The organism is Chrysiogenes arsenatis DSM 11915, assembly GCF_000469585.1.
In the GTDB taxonomy this organism is placed as follows: domain Bacteria; phylum Chrysiogenota; class Chrysiogenetes; order Chrysiogenales; family Chrysiogenaceae; genus Chrysiogenes; species Chrysiogenes arsenatis.
The window spans coordinates 1-15,482 of record NZ_AWNK01000014.1; the positions used below are offsets into that span (position 1 = coordinate 1).

Consider the following 15,482-nt stretch of genomic DNA (forward strand, 5'->3'; position numbering starts at 1 on the left):
ACAACGGGGTCGATGCGAAAAAACTGGATGATGTCGAATTGACGCTGAGCGTGCGGTAACGTTGATCAGATAAGTTCCGGCCAACGACGGGCGACTTCCCGTGTATAAGCAAGCTCCTGCTGTATAGCTTCAAGCTCGCGCAGCGTCATGGATTCCCCCCGCCGCGCTTTCTGCTCTAGTGCACGCACTTTTTCAAAGGCTTGTGGCGCCTGAAACAGCCCTACCAACCCTTTGAGGCGGTGTAGCTGGAGCGCAACTTCTTCTTGATTACCGTCTGCTATCGCTTGCTGAAGTGCTTGCACTAATGCGGGATAGGTTTCCTGAAAAAATCGCTCCAGCATGGAGTGCCACAGTTCGTAGTCTCCCTCAAAATTATCACTGATCCACTTCCAGTTAAAGACCGACTGTGAGGCAAAATCGCCTGCCGCTGGACGTGAGCAAGCGGGTTGCGGTGCTTGATGCGGCGTATCTGGCCCAAAAAGCGCCCCCAACGTATGCAGCAGATCGACCTTGCGAACGGGTTTGGCCAGATGAGCAGTCATGCCAGCGGCTAAAAATCGCGAGATATCTTCTTCCATAGCGTGACCCAACTGGCCTGAATGTTTTTGAAGTTGTCGAGATAGATACGGCTGACGGCTAAAAGGCGCAAATATTCGTGTGAGGTTTTTTTGATAAAGGCTCCGCCCCGCTGGCGCGAAAACTCGGTATTGTCGGGCTGAAATGGCCATGGAATAAAGGCGGTATAACCTCCGGTCGCCTGCTGGGAAAGACGTAAGCGTTCAAAATGTTCGATCAGGTCGGCGTTGCTTTCGCCAGCGCCGAACATCATCGTGGCGGTGGTGCGAATGCCGGCGTGGTGCGCCGCTTCCATGACGGCAATCCAACGATCCGCACTGATTTTATTCGGTGAAATCGCGCTGCGGAAGTGGTTGACTAAAACCTCTGCCCCTCCGCCGGGAATGGTTCCCAATCCAGCCGCTTTCAGTCGCAGCAGTGTTGCTTCGAGCGAAAGTTGACTCACTTTAGCGATATGATCCACCTCGGGCGCGCCAAAGCCGTGAATATGCAGCGCCGGAAAATCTTCTTTCATCCCCCGCAGCATTGCTTCATAGGCTTCAATCCCCTTGTCGGGATGCAGTCCGCCTTGGAGGAGAATCTGATTGCCGCCCGCGGCGATGGTTTCGCGAATTTTCTGGCGAAACGTTTCGCGATCCAGCCAGTAAGCATTTGGTGCATCAAGATCGGTGTAAAATGCGCAGAATGAGCATTTACACTCGCAGATATTGGTGTAATTGATGTTGCGGTCGATGACGTAGGTGACGTGTTCGGGCGATGCGGCAGCCAGTCGCCGCTGGTGTGCCAGTGCGCCCAGTGTGAGCAAATCACCCTGCTCTAGCAGAGCAATCCCTTCTTCCGGCGTAATTCGTTCGCCCGCGTCAATTTTGTCATATATTTTCTGCATGAAATCTCCTTGTTATCGCAGTGGCTGTTTTGCAAGCCACGCCGGAAACTCTTCCTGCGCACGTTTGCCGTACAGATTTTTGCGATCAAGCTTGCGGTGGCGCGGGAGCGTTTCGAAAAGGCCGAAATTGATATTCATCGGCTGAAAGTTTTTACTCGGCGTCACAATGTGCTGACAAAGGGCGCCTATCGCAGTTGATGGTGGTGGTGGAGTAAACGACTGGTCGTGTACGGCTGAAAGTACCGACCACGCCGCTACGAGTCCGCTGGCGATCGATTCGATATACCCTTCCACGCCGCTGATTTGACCGGCCAGCCACAGGTTTGGCTGCTGCCGCACGCGAAAGTCACTCGTCAAATACATCGGTGCATTGATATACGTATTGCGGTGCATGCTCCCCAAGCGGAAAAACTCAACCTGTTCCAGCCCTGGAATCAGGCGGAAGACGCGCTGCTGCTCGGCATAGGTCAGTTTCGTCTGAAAGCCAACGAGGTTATACATGTTTCCCGTGGCGGTCTCTTTGCGCAATTGCACGACGGCGTAATAGGCTTCGCCGGTGATGGGATGATCTAAGCCAACGGGCTTGAGTGGCCCATAGCGCAAGGTATCGACGCCACGGTCGGCCATTTCTTCGACGGGCATGCACCCTTCGAAGTGGATTTCCTTCTCAAAGTCGCGCGGCTTGACGCGCTCTCCCGTCACTAATGCCTGATGGAAATGGCGGTATTCTTCCTGATTCATGGGGCAATTCAGATAATCAGCGTCCCCTTTTCCGTAGCGTGCAGCGAAAAATGCTTTCGTCATATCGACGGTCGNACGATGGGGGCGATGGCGTCATAAAAGTAGAGGTGTTTGCCAAAAAGTGTTTCCAGCTCAGCGGCGAGAGCGGGTGATGCCAGCGGCCCCGGAGCGAGAATGGTTGGAGCGTTGGGAAGTGCGGCAAGGGTGCGAACTTCTTCGCGTTTGACGGTGATATTGGGGTGTGCCTCTATCTGCGCGGTAATGTCGTCCGCCAGCGCGACACGATCGACGGCTAAGGCGCCGCCAGCCGGAACTTGATGGCGCAGTGCGGCGGCAAAAATGTGAGATCGACCCTGTTCCAGCTCCCATTTCAAAATGCCGGGCGCGCATTCCATGCCTGTTCCACGCAACGAATTCGAGCAGAGCAGTTCGCAGAACTTATCTGTTGTGTGCGCTTCGGTCTGGACGCTGGGGCGCATTTCGTACAGGGTGACGGAGCAACCGGCGTGCGCGAGTGTGAGTGCGGCTTCGCTCCCTGCCAGCCCTGCGCCGACTACCGTAACGGCATAGCTTTTCAAAGTGATGCTCCAGCGTCGCTTTCGCGCAGTTCTTCAAGAAAGGTTGCCAATAAGCCCATCGTGCCATTGCCGCCGAGAACAATCAGGCGGCATTCGGCGGAGGCTTCAGGGCGAAGGTTTTCGCCATGCGCCCAACAGTTGCGGTAGTTAATCGCCAGTTCATTCACCTTTTCGGGAAAGTCGCTATTAATAAGGGCAAGTCCCGATTTAAATCGCTGTATAATGAATTTTCGGAAGGCTTCCATTGATCCCATGAGTTCATGTGGATTGCTTTCTTTCAATGCTTCGAGCACGTTGGCCATCTGTCCGAGCGAAAGGTTGATTTTTCCGGTCATGAAATTTGCCATGATTTTGAATTTTTCGTACTTCGTATCGACATCACCATACTGTTCTTTAAACGGGTAAAATAGGTGTGCTTTCAATTCTTTTTCGAGGACAAAGCAGTATTGAATTCCGGTTAAGCCAGTCGAAAAGTTGGCTTTTTCATATTTGCTTTCAAGGTACAGTGCTTGCAAAAGGAGTTCACGGCTTTCGCTTGCCAGCCGATCCCAATAGATACCCACAATATCGCGTGCGCTCCCTTCGATTTCCTGAAGGACTTGCGAATGGGTTTTGAAGTGCGGTAACAGGCGTTGCATTAAATCGTCAGCCAGATTATCCATTTCGTCTGGCGTTTGTGTCTGCGAGCCGATGCTGCGCAGCGCTTTTTGAAATTCTTTTTGCGAATTTTTTACGATCTTTCCTGCGCTTGTTACATCGTCACTTTGCACAAGATTAAATTCGCGCGCCATTTGCGCGGTGCGCCGTGAGAGTCTAAAAATCAGATTTTCTGCGATATCAACTTGTTGTTCGTAGCGTTGAATTTGCGCCATTGCTTCGTCTAAACCGCCTTGCATCCGTTGGCACCCTGCCAGATACCCCATGAGTTGGTGTGTGTGCACGGCATCTGGAGTTTGTTCGAGCGCTTGCTGCAGCAAGTCTTCTGCTTCTTGATAGTGGCTGGTTTCGATATAAATCAATGCCAGTTTTTGCTTGAGATCAAGGCTGGTTTCGCCATGCGCAATCGCTTGCAAGTAGTGCTCGATGGCACGGGTATCCTCTTCTATCATCATCAGACAGTTGCCAATGGCCTTATGAATTTGAGCCTGGATAGCGTCGTGGTTGATCGCAACTTGTTCGATACTTGTGCCATATCGTGCCAAAAGTGTAATTGCTGTTTGGTATTCGTTGATCGCTAATTCAAATTCATCAAGATTCAGGTAACAATCCCCAAGGAACATATGCAAAATGGGGGAATTGGGGATGGCACGGAGTGCCCGGATCATATGGCGACGACATTCGTCAAAGCGCCCTTGCGCCAAGAGTATCGTCCCCATCCCCATCCATGAACGTATCCAGGAAGGATTGACGCGCGTTTCCTGCGAAAAATACTCTAACGCCACATCATACGATTTTTGCGCGTACGCTGCTTCGCCAAGGGCAAAATACGAAGAGCCTTGAGGTAAAGTATTCTTTGTCGCTAAAACAGTTGCGTCAGTTATTTTATTTGATAGGTGAGTATCCATTTGTTATAACTCCATAAGCCCGATGTTTGGTTTTGTGCACCACAATAACCGCCTCGGGAGAAACTGTCCATCACCAGAGGTTTTACACGAATGCTAAAATATATCGCCAAGAAGATTTTGGGAACTAAAAATGACCGTGAAATAAAACGAATTCAACCCATTGTTGCTCAAGTTGCGGCATTTGAACCAGCACTCCTGACTCTTTCAGATGCCGAACTGGCAGCCAAAACCGTTGAATTCCGTTCCCGCTATCAAAATGGCGAATCGCTCGATGCGCTCCTCCCTGAAGCCTTTGCGGTTGTCCGCGAAGCATCGCGCCGCGTTCTTGATATGCGCCACTACGATGTGCAGATCATTGGCGGTATGGTACTCCACATGGGGCGGATATCGGAAATGAAAACTGGTGAAGGGAAAACACTGGTTGCGACGCTGGCTATTTACTTGAACGCCCTGAGTGGTAAAGGGGCGCATCTGGTAACTGTCAACGATTATCTGGCCAAGCGTGACGCGGAGTGGATGGGGCAGATTTACCGCTTTTTGGGGATGAGCGTTGGCATTATTGTCCATGGCTTGAGCGATGCCGAGCGCAAGGCGGCCTATGCTTGCGATATCACCTACGGCACAAATAATGAGCTTGGTTTTGACTATCTGCGTGACAATATGAAATTTGATATCCAGGACTACGTGCAACGTCCACTGCATTTTGCCATTGTCGATGAAGTTGACTCTATCTTGATTGACGAAGCGCGTACACCACTTATTATCAGTGGCCCGACCGATGATTCGACCGAATTATACTATGTTGTCGATCAGGTTGTCCGCAAGCTCACCAAAGAGGTTGATTTTACCGTCGACGAAAAAGCCCGCAACTCCGTGCTGACCGAAGACGGTGTCAAAAACGTTGAATCCCTGATGAAAATCGACAACCTCTACGATATGGGGAACGTGGCTATCTTGCACCACGTAGGGCAATCACTGCGCGCCCACTGGAACTATCAGCGCGATGTTGATTACATGGTAGATGAACAGGGCAAAGTCGTCATCGTCGACGAATTTACTGGCCGAGTGCTGGAAGGGCGTCGCTATTCAGACGGTCTGCACCAAGCTATTGAAGCCAAAGAAAAAGTGAAAATCGAACGCGAAAACCAGACACTTGCTACCATCACCTATCAGAATTTTTTCCGCCTGTACGAAAAAATCGCCGGGATGACTGGCACGGCCGATACCGAAGCCGCAGAATTCAAAAAGATTTACGACCTTGATGTTACCGTTATTCCAACCAACGTGCCCATGATTCGGAAGGATGCTTCGGATAAAGTATTTAAGACGAAAGAAGAAAAATTTGAAGCCGTGGTGGCGGAAATTAAAGAACACTACGAATCAGGCCAGCCGGTGTTAGTCGGCACCGTAGCAGTTGAAACCAGCGAGTACCTCTCAAACTTACTCAAAAAAGCCAAAATTCCACACAACGTGCTGAACGCCAAAAACCATGCCCGTGAAGCGGAAATTATCCTGAATGCTGGGCAAAAAGGGATGATCACCATTGCCACGAACATGGCCGGTCGTGGTACCGATATTAAGCTTGGCGAAGGGGTAAAAGAGCTTGGCGGCTTGCATATCATTGGTACGGAGCGTCACGAATCGCGCCGGATTGATAACCAGCTGCGTGGCCGTGCTGGTCGCCAGGGCGATCCCGGCAGCTCGCGCTTTTTCCTTTCGTTAGAAGACGACCTGATGCGCATCTTTGGTGGTGACCGCATTAAAACCATTATGGACAAGTTCGGCATGGAGCGCGGCGAACCAATTGAACACAACCTTGTTTCCAAAGCTATCGAAAATTCACAGAAAAAAGTGGAAAACTACCACTTTGAAATGCGGAAACATCTTTTGGAATATGACGATGTCATGAATCAGCAACGCTTGATTATCTACGCCTATCGTCGTGACATCCTCTCGGGTCACCATGTCGACGGAATGGTAGAAGAGCGGATTGACCAAATCCTGAATGACATCTACCAGACGCATATCCCAGACGGGGCATTTTTTGCCGACATTGACCGCAAAGCTGTGAGCGAATCATTCACTTATTTCTTTAATCTGACACCTGATTTTGGCGTGTTTGCGGATAACGAAAAAACCATTGAAGTGCGTGAACGACTTCGTCAGCAGGTGATTGACTCGCTGAAAAGCAAAGAGGACGAAGCCGGAGTGGAGCGTTTTGCGGAACTCAAGCGTCACCTGCTCCTACACATCATTGACACAACGTGGAAAGATCACCTCCTTTCAATGGATCGCATGAAAGAAGGGATCGGGCTGCGTAGTTATGGACAGAAAAACCCGTTAACTGAATACAAGCGCGAAGCCTTTGAGTTATTTGACAAAATGATGCATCGCATTAAAGAAGAAGTTGTCCGCTACATGTTCCGCGTTGAATTCCGTTATGATACGGAAGTTCCAAATGAGACGAACCCATCCGCTACGCGCCAGCAACGCCGCCAGGAAGAGCGACAAAAAGGGAAAGACTCAAAACGCAAAGGGGCAATGGATCCCAATCAGCCATGCTCTTGTGGAAGTGGTATAAAATACAAACTTTGCTGTGGTGCCAATTAGTAGCGTTTGATGAGATAAAGGAGTAAAAAGCCCATGAGTATTGTTCCCGCTAAAGATTACGAGCACATCGCCTGGGTTGCGAAAGCCCTTGCGCATCCGACTCGCTTGTTGATTCTTGAAGTCATATCGCGCGAGCGTCTCTGTGTGCAGGAACTGGTGGCACTTGTTGGGTGCGATCAGTCAACCGTCTCAAAGCACCTTTCCGTGCTCAGTTCCGTTGGCGTGATCGAATATGAAAAAGAGGGACAGAAAATATATTACTCCGTCAAAAACCGCTGTATCCTGAACTTCTTTACTTGTGCGCGGGTGTTTCTGGAAGAAGAAGGTGGCCCACGCCGCTAGGGGTGTGACCACTCTGTTGCGCTTCCACCTACAAAATCACGTTATGTAATCGATAAAAATCTTCCATGTTTGTTAAATTAAACTGGAGCGGAGTAACACTAATATACCCTTGACGCACGGCTTGCCAATCAGTGTCAGGGGATTTTTCATATTGTAAATCGTTGCCTGATAGCCACCAGTATTCTCGGTTTCGCGGACAGTGACGTTTTTCATAAAAGTCGCTGTAGTGCGATACAGCCTGTCGCGTGATTTTTGTCCCCAGAATTTCATCACCATTGCACGATGGCAAATTGATATTGAAGAGCGACGTTGTTGAATCCGCATGCGGCAAAAGCCGCTCAATCAACGGGCGCAAATGGGCATAACACGCCCCGTAATTTGGCTTAGAGTAGTCATCAACGCTGATGGCAAAGGCGCGAATGCCATCGAAAAACCCTTCCGTTGCCGCCGAAACCGTCCCCGAATAAATAACATTGCAACCACAGTTTGCACCCTTGTTGATTCCGCTGAGCACTAAATCCGGCTTAATCTGAAGGCCGCGCAACGCCAGCTTGACACAGTCAGCGGGTGTGCCAGACGTTTTGTAGGCCATAACTGTCCCGGGAAATTCGACCTCCTCCGCCCAGAGTGGCGTTGAAATCGTAATGGCATGGCCGATGGCGCTACGCTCCGTATCCGGCGCAACCACAAAAACCTCATTGTGCGGCGAAAAAATATCAACCAACGCCTTGAGGCCGGAACTGTAAATGCCATCGTCGTTAGAAATCAGTATGCGCATGAAAGCTCCTATTATGTAAAGTCGTTACAGGCCGCCAGCAGACGTTTGCCTGTAGCCTCTCATATGAATAGTCTGCCCATTCTCCTTGATCTTTTACGCTCTTATTTTATCCAATTCCTGATAATATTCACCACGACAGGAGCAAAGGGAACTAGCTTGCTATCTTTTGGAGTAAGCAAATCAGTAATCACTGACCGCAATAGTTCATCGTCTTCCAATCCTTCTTCAGGGTTGACGCCGTTTATCCACAATAAATCCGAAGAAAGTCGTTTGCGCTTTTCAACCAATGCTTTGTTGTTTTGCTCTATATCACCAAGATTCAAAACTCGAATTGCTTCTATCGCTCTGGGTGTTAGCCCTTCAACACGCCCACTGATTTTGAATTTTAACTCATTTTCACACTCTTCCATGAGAGGGGTAAGTGGCAAGGGCTGCCCGGCGTGGGCATTATCGCATCGTCCTTTATTATTGCAGCTTGCGACGATGTTCGTATGATCTAAGCTTCTATGTGGCGCAATCGCCCTTGCCTCAACATGCTCATTTTTGGTGTCAGCCTTTGTTCCCTCTATGCGGTCGCAGCAATAAGCACAGATATAAAATTGTTCTTTTGTATTGTGAAGACTCAAAGCATTTACTATATCCCAATGTTTCTGAATATAAAGTTCCTGAAACCATTGGTTTTCATCTTTACTTTTGGGCTTTTTCCTTACCCAATCACGAAAGCTTATGGGAGGTTCACCCTTATTGATTTTGCGCATTTTTAATTTCCTGCTTGCGCAAAAGAATTTGGGCTTTCACCAGTTCCAGATTATTTGAAGGCAACTCATCTTTCAATGCGTTTAATTTATTTTTTGCCTCTTCGAGTTTTCCATTCTGGATAAGATCCAGTAAATCGCCGAGTTTTTTTGCCACCGTTTCGTTTCTGATATGCGTATCCATTACATCAAGCAATACCGTATTCGCATCCTGACCGTACTGCGAAGAAACCGTTACCAACTCGCCATTTTCTAACGAATACACCATCACGTCTTTACCGTCACTAATCACCAACGGCGAATGTGTCGTCAGGATGAATTGGCAATTGGGGAACGTATCCGTCAATCTTCTAATGACACTGCGCTGCCATGATGGATGCAGATGCATATCGACTTCGTCTACCAAAACAATTCCGTCTCCATGTAATGGATTTTCAAGTCCTGGATTCATCATGGCTAAACGCCTCGCGATATCGCCCACCAACGCCATAAGAGATTTTTCGCCTTGTGATAGCTGTGACACATTGAGTGTTTGGCCATCCTTATCGATAGACATGTGCAAGCGCGGTTTACGACGAACACGCAAGTTACTAAAGCCCGGCATAAAATTGGCGATAGCAGTTCTGACCGCTGTGAGCTGACGATCACGCGAAGAGGCCATAAAATACTGCAACTTATGCCAAATATCACTCTCTATGCTCACCGAAGACAGTAGATTGTCAAGAATGTCTTGAGGTAGACCTGATTCGTTTTCAAAATCCTCTCGCTCACGAAACCACTCGAAGAAGCGCCGAAAGTCTACGCCTTGGTTAAGCGAGTTATCATAGCCATCTAATTGCAAAAAACTGTGCTTGCTTTTAATTTTTAGTGGGATATCCAATACCACCCGCTCAACAGGGTAGAAAGCAATGAGAGGAAGACTCTGGTCTTTACGAGCGGTTAATCCATTGCGGTAGTATTCCGCCAGATGAGTAGCCTCCTGCAAGGAGGAGGTAAGGCTGGCTTTTTTGCCCTTGGCCGTTTTCGCCAGCGTCCAGCAGTAGAGGTGTTCGCTTTCATCGGCATCAGGATTCCCGGACTGACCTTGTTCATCAAACACTTCGATATCAATCATAGCTGAAGCTTGGCCATTGAGTATAACTTCTTCAGGAATATGGCTGCCACTTCCTTTCTCACTACGCAAACGCGCAACAAACCAGCTTAAAATAGTTGCAAGTGAAGTCAAAACCGTTGTTTTTCCCGCTCCATTATTGCCGATAAACACGGTTACGCTCCCCTTGCCCCTTGATGCAAGGTGAGCTTTAAGCTGCTCGAACCGACCTAAATTGGTGAGGCGAAAAGATATAATTTCCATGGCACAACTCTCACTTTGCGTTATGGCAACCGAAATAGAGTTTGCTAGCACATGCACGAAGGCAGAACTGCTCACCATTGATTGCGATGTTCACCACTCACTCCACAGTTACACTCTTTGCGAGGTTACGCGGTTGATCCACGTCGCACCCTTTGAAATCGGCCACGTAATAGGCAATAAACTGCATCGGCACGGCGTTAACAATCGGGCTGAGCATTTCCGGCACTTCGGGAACGCGGAACACGGTGTGGGCTTTTTTGCCCCAGCTGGTGTCGGCATCGTTGACCAGCGCCACCACAATGCCGTCACGCGCGGCGACCTCTTCGACATTAGAAACAAGTTTATCGTACACGGCGCTGGCGGTTGCCACGACGACCACGGGCATTTGCGCGTCTATCAGGGCAATTGGGCCATGCTTCATTTCGCCGGAGGCGTACCCTTCGGCATGTATGTACGAAATTTCTTTCAGTTTCAGGGCTCCTTCCAGCGCAATGGGGAAGTTAAACGAGCGGCCAAGGAAAAGGAAATTCGGGTAATCGTGGAAGGTATGGGCAAAGTTTTTATACTCTTCTTCACGCTCCAGCACGGTTTCGATAACCGCGGGCAGGGCTTCTAGCTGGGCAATGTGTTCGGCGATAGCGGCGCTGTCAAGGCGCTTTTGTTCCTGCGCTATAAAGAGCGCCAGCAGGTAGAGGGCGGCGAGTTGGGTGGTGAAGGCTTTGGTAGATGCCACGCCAATTTCTGGCCCAGCGTTGGTGTACAGCACGCCGTGCGATTCCCGCACGATGGAGCTATCGACCACGTTGCACACGGTGATGACTTTGGCGCCTTCGCGTTTGGCGTCCTTGAGCGCGGCCAGCGTATCCGCCGTCTCGCCACTCTGCGTAATCGGCACCACAAGCGTACTGCTGTCAACGACTTTTGTGCGATAGCGGTATTCGCTGGCAATATCGACTTCCACCGGAATGCGGGCGATTTGTTCAAGGTAATACTTGCCAACCAGTCCCGCGTGCCAGCTGGTGCCACAGGCCACGAGTTGAATACGGCGGATGGAGGCGACTTCCTGCGGGGTAAGGGCTAAGTCGCTGAGTTGGAGCGTTTTGCCGTCGAATTTCCCGCGTAGCGTATCGCGCAATGCCCGCGGCTGTTCGTGGATTTCTTTGAGCATAAAGTGTTTGTAGCCACCCTTTTCGGCGGCTGATGGGCTCCATGAAACGGTTTTGATGGGGCGCTCCACGGGTTGTCCGTGATGGTAAATAGACACGGATTCTGGGGTAATCGCGGCAACGTCGCCATCTTCCAAGAAAATAAAATCGCGTGTATGCGCGAGGAGGGCGGGAATATCGCTGGCGACAAAATTTTCATTTTTGCCAAGACCAATCACCAGTGGTGATTCTTGTTTGACGCATACCAGCGTGTGTGGGTCGCGAGTATCGATGGCGGCGATGGAATACGCGCCGCGAATCATGGGGAGAATCGCAAAAAGCGTTTCCAGCAGCGTTTCACGGCGGTGTACGTGCAGCAGGTGGGCGACCGTTTCGGTGTCGGTTTCGGAGAGGAACTGACTGCCGTGCGCTTCCAGCTCTGTCCGGAGCGATTTGTAATTTTCAATAATCCCGTTATGCACGATGGCAGTGGTGCCAACAACGTGCGGGTGCGCGTTGGGAACTGATGGCTTGCCGTGCGTGGCCCAGCGGGTGTGGCCAATGCCAATCGATCCAGCCAGTGGTTCCTGCGCCAGTTGCTCTTCAAGGGCAATCAGCTTGCCAAGGGCTTTCACATGGGTGAGTTCGTTGTGGTGCAGTGTCGAGATGCCGGCAGAGTCGTATCCGCGATATTCAAGTTTTTTCAGCCCTTCCAGAATAATAGGCATCGCTGCCCGTTTGCCGGTATATCCAACGATTCCACACATACAAATTCCTCCTGAGTAGAGTATCTCGCCTTTTTATTGTGCTGCCGCTATTTATGGCAACAGGTGAATGGTCGCTTCGCCAACTTTTTCCCGTTTGTCAGCCGTTTCGACGACAAACTGAATTTTGTCGTACTGGTTTTGGTCAAAGAAGACCAGCCCAACGGTATAACTATTCGGGGGGACGCTTTCAAGCCATTGAACGCGGTTGACTTCGGTACGAACATGCGCCGGAACATCTTGATATCCCTCCATCGCGCCGTACGCACCGCCTGCCAGGGCGCCGCCTAAGGCACCAACGGCCGCACCGCGTCCCGCAGCGCGCGAGCTATCGCCGACAACGCCACCGACGGCGGTTCCTACAACCGCTCCTAACAGTGCGCCACCGGCGGCTTTGGCGGCGCCTGATTTGAGCACTTCTTTGCCGATAACTTTATCATTCAATGTTTTTATGACTTGCGCTTGGGTAAATGCAATTGCCATATCGCTTTGTGCCGTGACGGCGTACATGCTTCGATTGGAGATGACGAAAGGGGTGTTCGAACGATTGTGCGCCACCAGCTTAACGGCACTCATCCCGGCGTTTGTGATTGTCGTACCAAAAACTTTTTCCAGCTCGATAGAGTCGACAACTTGCGCGGAAACGACGAGTTGTTGCCCCAGATGGTACGCGTGCGTATTTACTCCGGGGTCGCGAAAGGTAAGTTGTGTTGTTTTCAGCTTTGGCGCACATCCAATAAGGCTTAAAGCGATCAATCCAAAAGCAAATGCACGAAAGAGTTGGCGGGTCATACGTCACCTTTTTTAGGAAGTCCTGTGTTGTTGTATTCACGAATAAGGCTAACAATCAGCCTTTCAATAGCTTCTGGCGTATGGTTGGCATTAAGGGCAATGCGCAGTCGCGCTGTGCCGCGTGCCACGGTCGGATAGCGGATAGCAGGGACAAAAAAACCTGCCTGGCGCAATCCGAGCGAAAGATCAACGGCGGTTTCTGCTTCGCCGACGACTATTGGAAAAATGGCCGTTTTCTGCTGCGAAAAATCCCAGCCAGCGCGCGTCAGTCCTTCAGCTAATGCGCGGATGTTGTGCTTGAGTGCGTCAACTTGCTCGCCTTTAGCAAGCATTTGCACCGCAGTGCGATTGACATGGGCAATGCCGGGTGGAAAGGCGGTACTAAAGATATAACCCCGCGCCATGTTGCGCAAGTAGTCAATCTGGAGTTGGGTTCCGGTCGCGTAGGCTCCCATCGAGCCGAGTGCTTTGCCAAACGTACCAAAGGTCAGGAGGTGGTCGGGATGGGAACCGAAAATTTCTGTTACCCCCTGCCCGCGCGCGCCCAGCACACCGGTAGAGTGCGCTTCGTCGACAACGAGTAACGCGTTATGGCGTTTGGCTAACTCCAGCAGCGCTACCAGTGGGGCAACATCGCCATCCATGCTGTAGACCGCATCGGTGACAATCGTCCGCAGCCCATTGCCCACATGCGCGACGAGGAGCGATTCAAGGTGCTCGATATCATTGTGTCGGTAGACGTGAACGGTGCCGCGTCCCAAACGGCAGCCATCAATAATACTGGCGTGGTTAAGGGCATCCGAAAAAACTTGATCGTGCGGGGAATGGAGCAACGCACTCATCAGCGCCACATTTCCTTGGTATCCTGCGGGGAAGAGCATGGCATCTTCCACCCCTTTCCAGTTGCATAACTCACGGACAAGCAGGTGGTGTTCTTCCCAAAACCCATTGACTAACGGGCTGGCAGTCGCTGAAGTGGCCGAACATGAGGCCGCCCGCGCTGCGGCGAGTAACGTTGGGTGAGTGGCATAGCCGAGGTAGTCGTTCGAACTGAAAAGCACCAGCGGTTCGCCATCGACTTCGGCGTGTGAACCGGTGTAGTGGCGAATTGTCCGCAGTTGGCGAAACAGCCCCGCATTGCGAAGCGTCTCAAGACGTTGCGCTAAGATATGCTGCATGGGCTAACTGAGGATTCGCGCTTCGATGGCTTGCAAGTCATTCGAGAAGGTTTCATCGCTGATAATCCGTTTGTCGATGGTTTTAATGGCATGCACAACCGTTGAGTGATCGCGTCCGCCGAATTCGCGGCCAATCTGCGGTAGTGACATATTCGTAAGTTTACGACAGAGGTACATCGCTGTGTGGCGCGCGGTTATGTATTCGCTGGAGCGGCTTTTTGATTTCATGTCGTTGACTTTCACGTGGAAAAAATTCCCGACTTCCCGTTGAATTTCGTCGCAACTAATGATTTTATCAATGTCACGCACAATATCCTTCAGCATAAGCTTGATTAAATCAAGGCTCAGGTCAACGCCTGTCAGTTTCGAATAGGCACTGACGCGAATCAGGCACCCTTCAAGTTCGCGAATGTTATTTTTGATCGCTTTTGCAATATAGAGCGCGGCGTCGTTCGGGAGGTTCACCCCTTCCGATTCGGCTTTTTTGCGTAAAATTGCGAGCTTGGTTTCTAAGTCAGGCGGTTGAATGTCGGCAATCAGTCCCCATTCAAAACGCGAGCGGAGCCGTTCTTCGAGGTTCGTAATTTCACGGGGGAATTTATCGCTGGAAATAACGATCTGTTTCTTTTCACGGTGGAGCGTGTTGAAGGTGTGAAAAAACTCTTCCTGTGTCCGCTCTTTGCCCGCAATAAATTGAATGTCGTCGATAATCAGCACGTCGACGTGCCGATAACGCTGGCGAAAGTCTTCTATCTTCCCGTTTTTCAGAGCGTTAATCAGTTCGTTGGTGAATTTTTCACTGTCGTTGTAAACAACACGGGCGTTCTGCTTCGTTTTCGAAATCATGTTGCCGATCGCCTGAATCAGGTGCGTTTTTCCGAGTCCAACCCCGCCGTATAAAAAGAGTGGGTTATACGTGATTCCCGGCACCTGCGCGACGGCCAGCGCGGCGGCGTGGGCGAATTGGTTCGAAGAGCCGACGACAAAAGCATCGAAATTATACTGTGGCGACAGCGAGTCGTTCGCCACTGGCACTTCTTTAATTGCGGACGGCGGCAATGAATTGCGTGGTTTCAGGGGGAGAGTATCTCGAGTTTCGCCTTCCGGAGTGCTGGCGTCATGGTCAGACTGCGCTTCGTTTCTGGTGGCGGCATCTTTGTCGATAACGAGGCGGACACGGCACGGCGCACTTTCAAGTTGTTCGACGGTTTCCTGGATTTGCGCCAGATAGCGTTCTTCAACGATGTCTTTCATGAACTTTGATGGCACCGCCAATTGTAGGTATTCACCATCCCAGCCTAAAAATTCAATGGTTTTGATCCAAGTATAAAAATTCTGTTCCGATATTTTGGCAGACAGCATTCCCAGAACATTTATCCAAAGATCGTTTGACGACATAAGTACCTCTTGTGTTTTAT

At 50.4% G+C, this 15,482-nt stretch carries 12 protein-coding genes and 1 pseudogene; 2 read left to right on the forward strand and 11 right to left on the reverse strand.

Annotation, left to right across the window (positions count from 1 at the left end):
• Positions 1 to 65: 65 nt before the first annotated feature.
• The 4 genes and pseudogenes from P304_RS0110100 to P304_RS0110115 all read right to left on the reverse strand — a co-directional run bounded on the left by P304_RS0110100 (position 66) and on the right by P304_RS0110115 (position 4,346).
• Positions 66 to 578: a response regulator gene (locus P304_RS0110100; protein WP_027390445.1), complete on the reverse strand. Its 513-nt coding sequence runs from the start codon at positions 576 to 578 to the stop codon at positions 66 to 68.
• A complete protein-coding gene (locus tag P304_RS15095; RefSeq protein ID WP_051321594.1) occupies positions 551 to 1,462 on the reverse strand; it encodes a CofH family radical SAM protein in 912 nt (303 codons plus the stop codon). The genes P304_RS0110100 and P304_RS15095 overlap by 28 nt, the downstream gene beginning before the upstream one ends.
• 12 nt (positions 1,463 to 1,474) lie before the next feature.
• A pseudogene (trmFO, locus tag P304_RS17635) lies at positions 1,475 to 2,781 on the reverse strand (methylenetetrahydrofolate--tRNA-(uracil(54)-C(5))-methyltransferase (FADH(2)-oxidizing) TrmFO).
• Positions 2,778 to 4,346 carry a tetratricopeptide repeat protein gene (locus P304_RS0110115; RefSeq protein ID WP_027390446.1) on the reverse strand — a complete coding sequence of 523 codons (1,569 nt, stop codon included), beginning with the start codon at positions 4,344 to 4,346 and terminating at the stop codon, positions 2,778 to 2,780. The pseudogene trmFO and the gene P304_RS0110115 overlap by 4 nt, the downstream one beginning before the upstream one ends.
• A 90-nt stretch (positions 4,347 to 4,436) precedes the next feature.
• Between P304_RS0110115 and secA the strand changes: the two genes are divergently transcribed.
• Both secA and P304_RS15105 read left to right on the forward strand, forming a co-directional pair.
• Positions 4,437 to 6,956 (forward strand): preprotein translocase subunit SecA, encoded by a 2,520-nt coding sequence (secA, locus tag P304_RS0110120; RefSeq protein WP_027390447.1) that lies wholly within the window; start codon positions 4,437 to 4,439, stop codon positions 6,954 to 6,956.
• A 33-nt stretch (positions 6,957 to 6,989) separates the two neighbouring features.
• A complete protein-coding gene (locus tag P304_RS15105; RefSeq protein WP_034765167.1) occupies positions 6,990 to 7,298 on the forward strand; it encodes an ArsR/SmtB family transcription factor in 309 nt (102 codons plus the stop codon).
• 28 nt (positions 7,299 to 7,326) lie between these two features.
• Here the strand turns inward: P304_RS15105 and surE are convergent, their stop codons facing one another.
• The 7 genes from surE to dnaA form a co-directional block, all read right to left on the reverse strand.
• Entirely contained in the window at positions 7,327 to 8,076 is a 750-nt protein-coding gene (gene surE, locus P304_RS0110130) for a 5'/3'-nucleotidase SurE (RefSeq protein ID WP_027390448.1), read from the reverse strand.
• 101 nt (positions 8,077 to 8,177) lie between these two features.
• Positions 8,178 to 8,834 (reverse strand): HNH endonuclease family protein, encoded by a 657-nt coding sequence (locus tag P304_RS0110135; protein WP_027390449.1) that lies wholly within the window; start codon positions 8,832 to 8,834, stop codon positions 8,178 to 8,180.
• Positions 8,818 to 10,185 (reverse strand): AAA family ATPase, encoded by a 1,368-nt coding sequence (locus P304_RS0110140; RefSeq protein WP_027390450.1) that lies wholly within the window; start codon positions 10,183 to 10,185, stop codon positions 8,818 to 8,820. Before P304_RS0110140 ends, P304_RS0110135 begins: the two co-directional genes overlap by 17 nt.
• Positions 10,186 to 10,282: 97 nt before the next feature.
• On the reverse strand, positions 10,283 to 12,097 hold the full coding sequence (glmS, locus tag P304_RS0110145) for a glutamine--fructose-6-phosphate transaminase (isomerizing) (protein ID WP_027390451.1): 1,815 nt from the start codon (positions 12,095 to 12,097) through the stop codon (positions 10,283 to 10,285).
• A 51-nt stretch (positions 12,098 to 12,148) separates the two neighbouring features.
• Complete coding sequence (locus tag P304_RS0110150; protein ID WP_027390452.1) at positions 12,149 to 12,886, reverse strand: hypothetical protein; 738 nt, start codon at positions 12,884 to 12,886, stop codon at positions 12,149 to 12,151.
• Positions 12,883 to 14,064, reverse strand: coding sequence for an aminotransferase class I/II-fold pyridoxal phosphate-dependent enzyme (locus P304_RS15110; RefSeq protein WP_051321595.1), 1,182 nt, complete (start codon positions 14,062 to 14,064; stop codon positions 12,883 to 12,885). Before P304_RS15110 ends, P304_RS0110150 begins: the two co-directional genes overlap by 4 nt.
• A gap of 3 nt (positions 14,065 to 14,067) precedes the next feature.
• Positions 14,068 to 15,462, reverse strand: coding sequence for a chromosomal replication initiator protein DnaA (gene dnaA, locus P304_RS0110160; protein ID WP_027390453.1), 1,395 nt, complete (start codon positions 15,460 to 15,462; stop codon positions 14,068 to 14,070).
• Between the last annotated feature and the right edge of the window lie 20 nt (positions 15,463 to 15,482).

Bases quoted from the DNA above. Each gene is read 5' to 3' on its own strand.
- P304_RS15095 (WP_051321594.1), bottom strand. From the start codon at position 1,462: ATGCAGAAAATATATGACAAAATTGACGCGGGCGAACGAATTACGCCG.
- P304_RS0110150 (WP_027390452.1), bottom strand. From the start codon at position 12,886: ATGACCCGCCAACTCTTTCGTGCATTTGCTTTTGGATTGATCGCTTTA.
- P304_RS0110140 (WP_027390450.1), bottom strand. From the start codon at position 10,185: ATGGAAATTATATCTTTTCGCCTCACCAATTTAGGTCGGTTCGAGCAG.
- surE (WP_027390448.1), bottom strand. From the start codon at position 8,076: ATGCGCATACTGATTTCTAACGACGATGGCATTTACAGTTCCGGCCTC.
- secA (WP_027390447.1), top strand. From the start codon at position 4,437: ATGCTAAAATATATCGCCAAGAAGATTTTGGGAACTAAAAATGACCGT.
- glmS (WP_027390451.1), bottom strand. From the start codon at position 12,097: ATGTGTGGAATCGTTGGATATACCGGCAAACGGGCAGCGATGCCTATT.
- P304_RS15105 (WP_034765167.1), top strand. From the start codon at position 6,990: ATGAGTATTGTTCCCGCTAAAGATTACGAGCACATCGCCTGGGTTGCG.
- P304_RS15110 (WP_051321595.1), bottom strand. From the start codon at position 14,064: ATGCAGCATATCTTAGCGCAACGTCTTGAGACGCTTCGCAATGCGGGG.
- P304_RS0110100 (WP_027390445.1), bottom strand. From the start codon at position 578: ATGGAAGAAGATATCTCGCGATTTTTAGCCGCTGGCATGACTGCTCAT.
- dnaA (WP_027390453.1), bottom strand. From the start codon at position 15,462: ATGTCGTCAAACGATCTTTGGATAAATGTTCTGGGAATGCTGTCTGCC.
- P304_RS0110115 (WP_027390446.1), bottom strand. From the start codon at position 4,346: ATGGATACTCACCTATCAAATAAAATAACTGACGCAACTGTTTTAGCG.
- P304_RS0110135 (WP_027390449.1), bottom strand. From the start codon at position 8,834: ATGCGCAAAATCAATAAGGGTGAACCTCCCATAAGCTTTCGTGATTGG.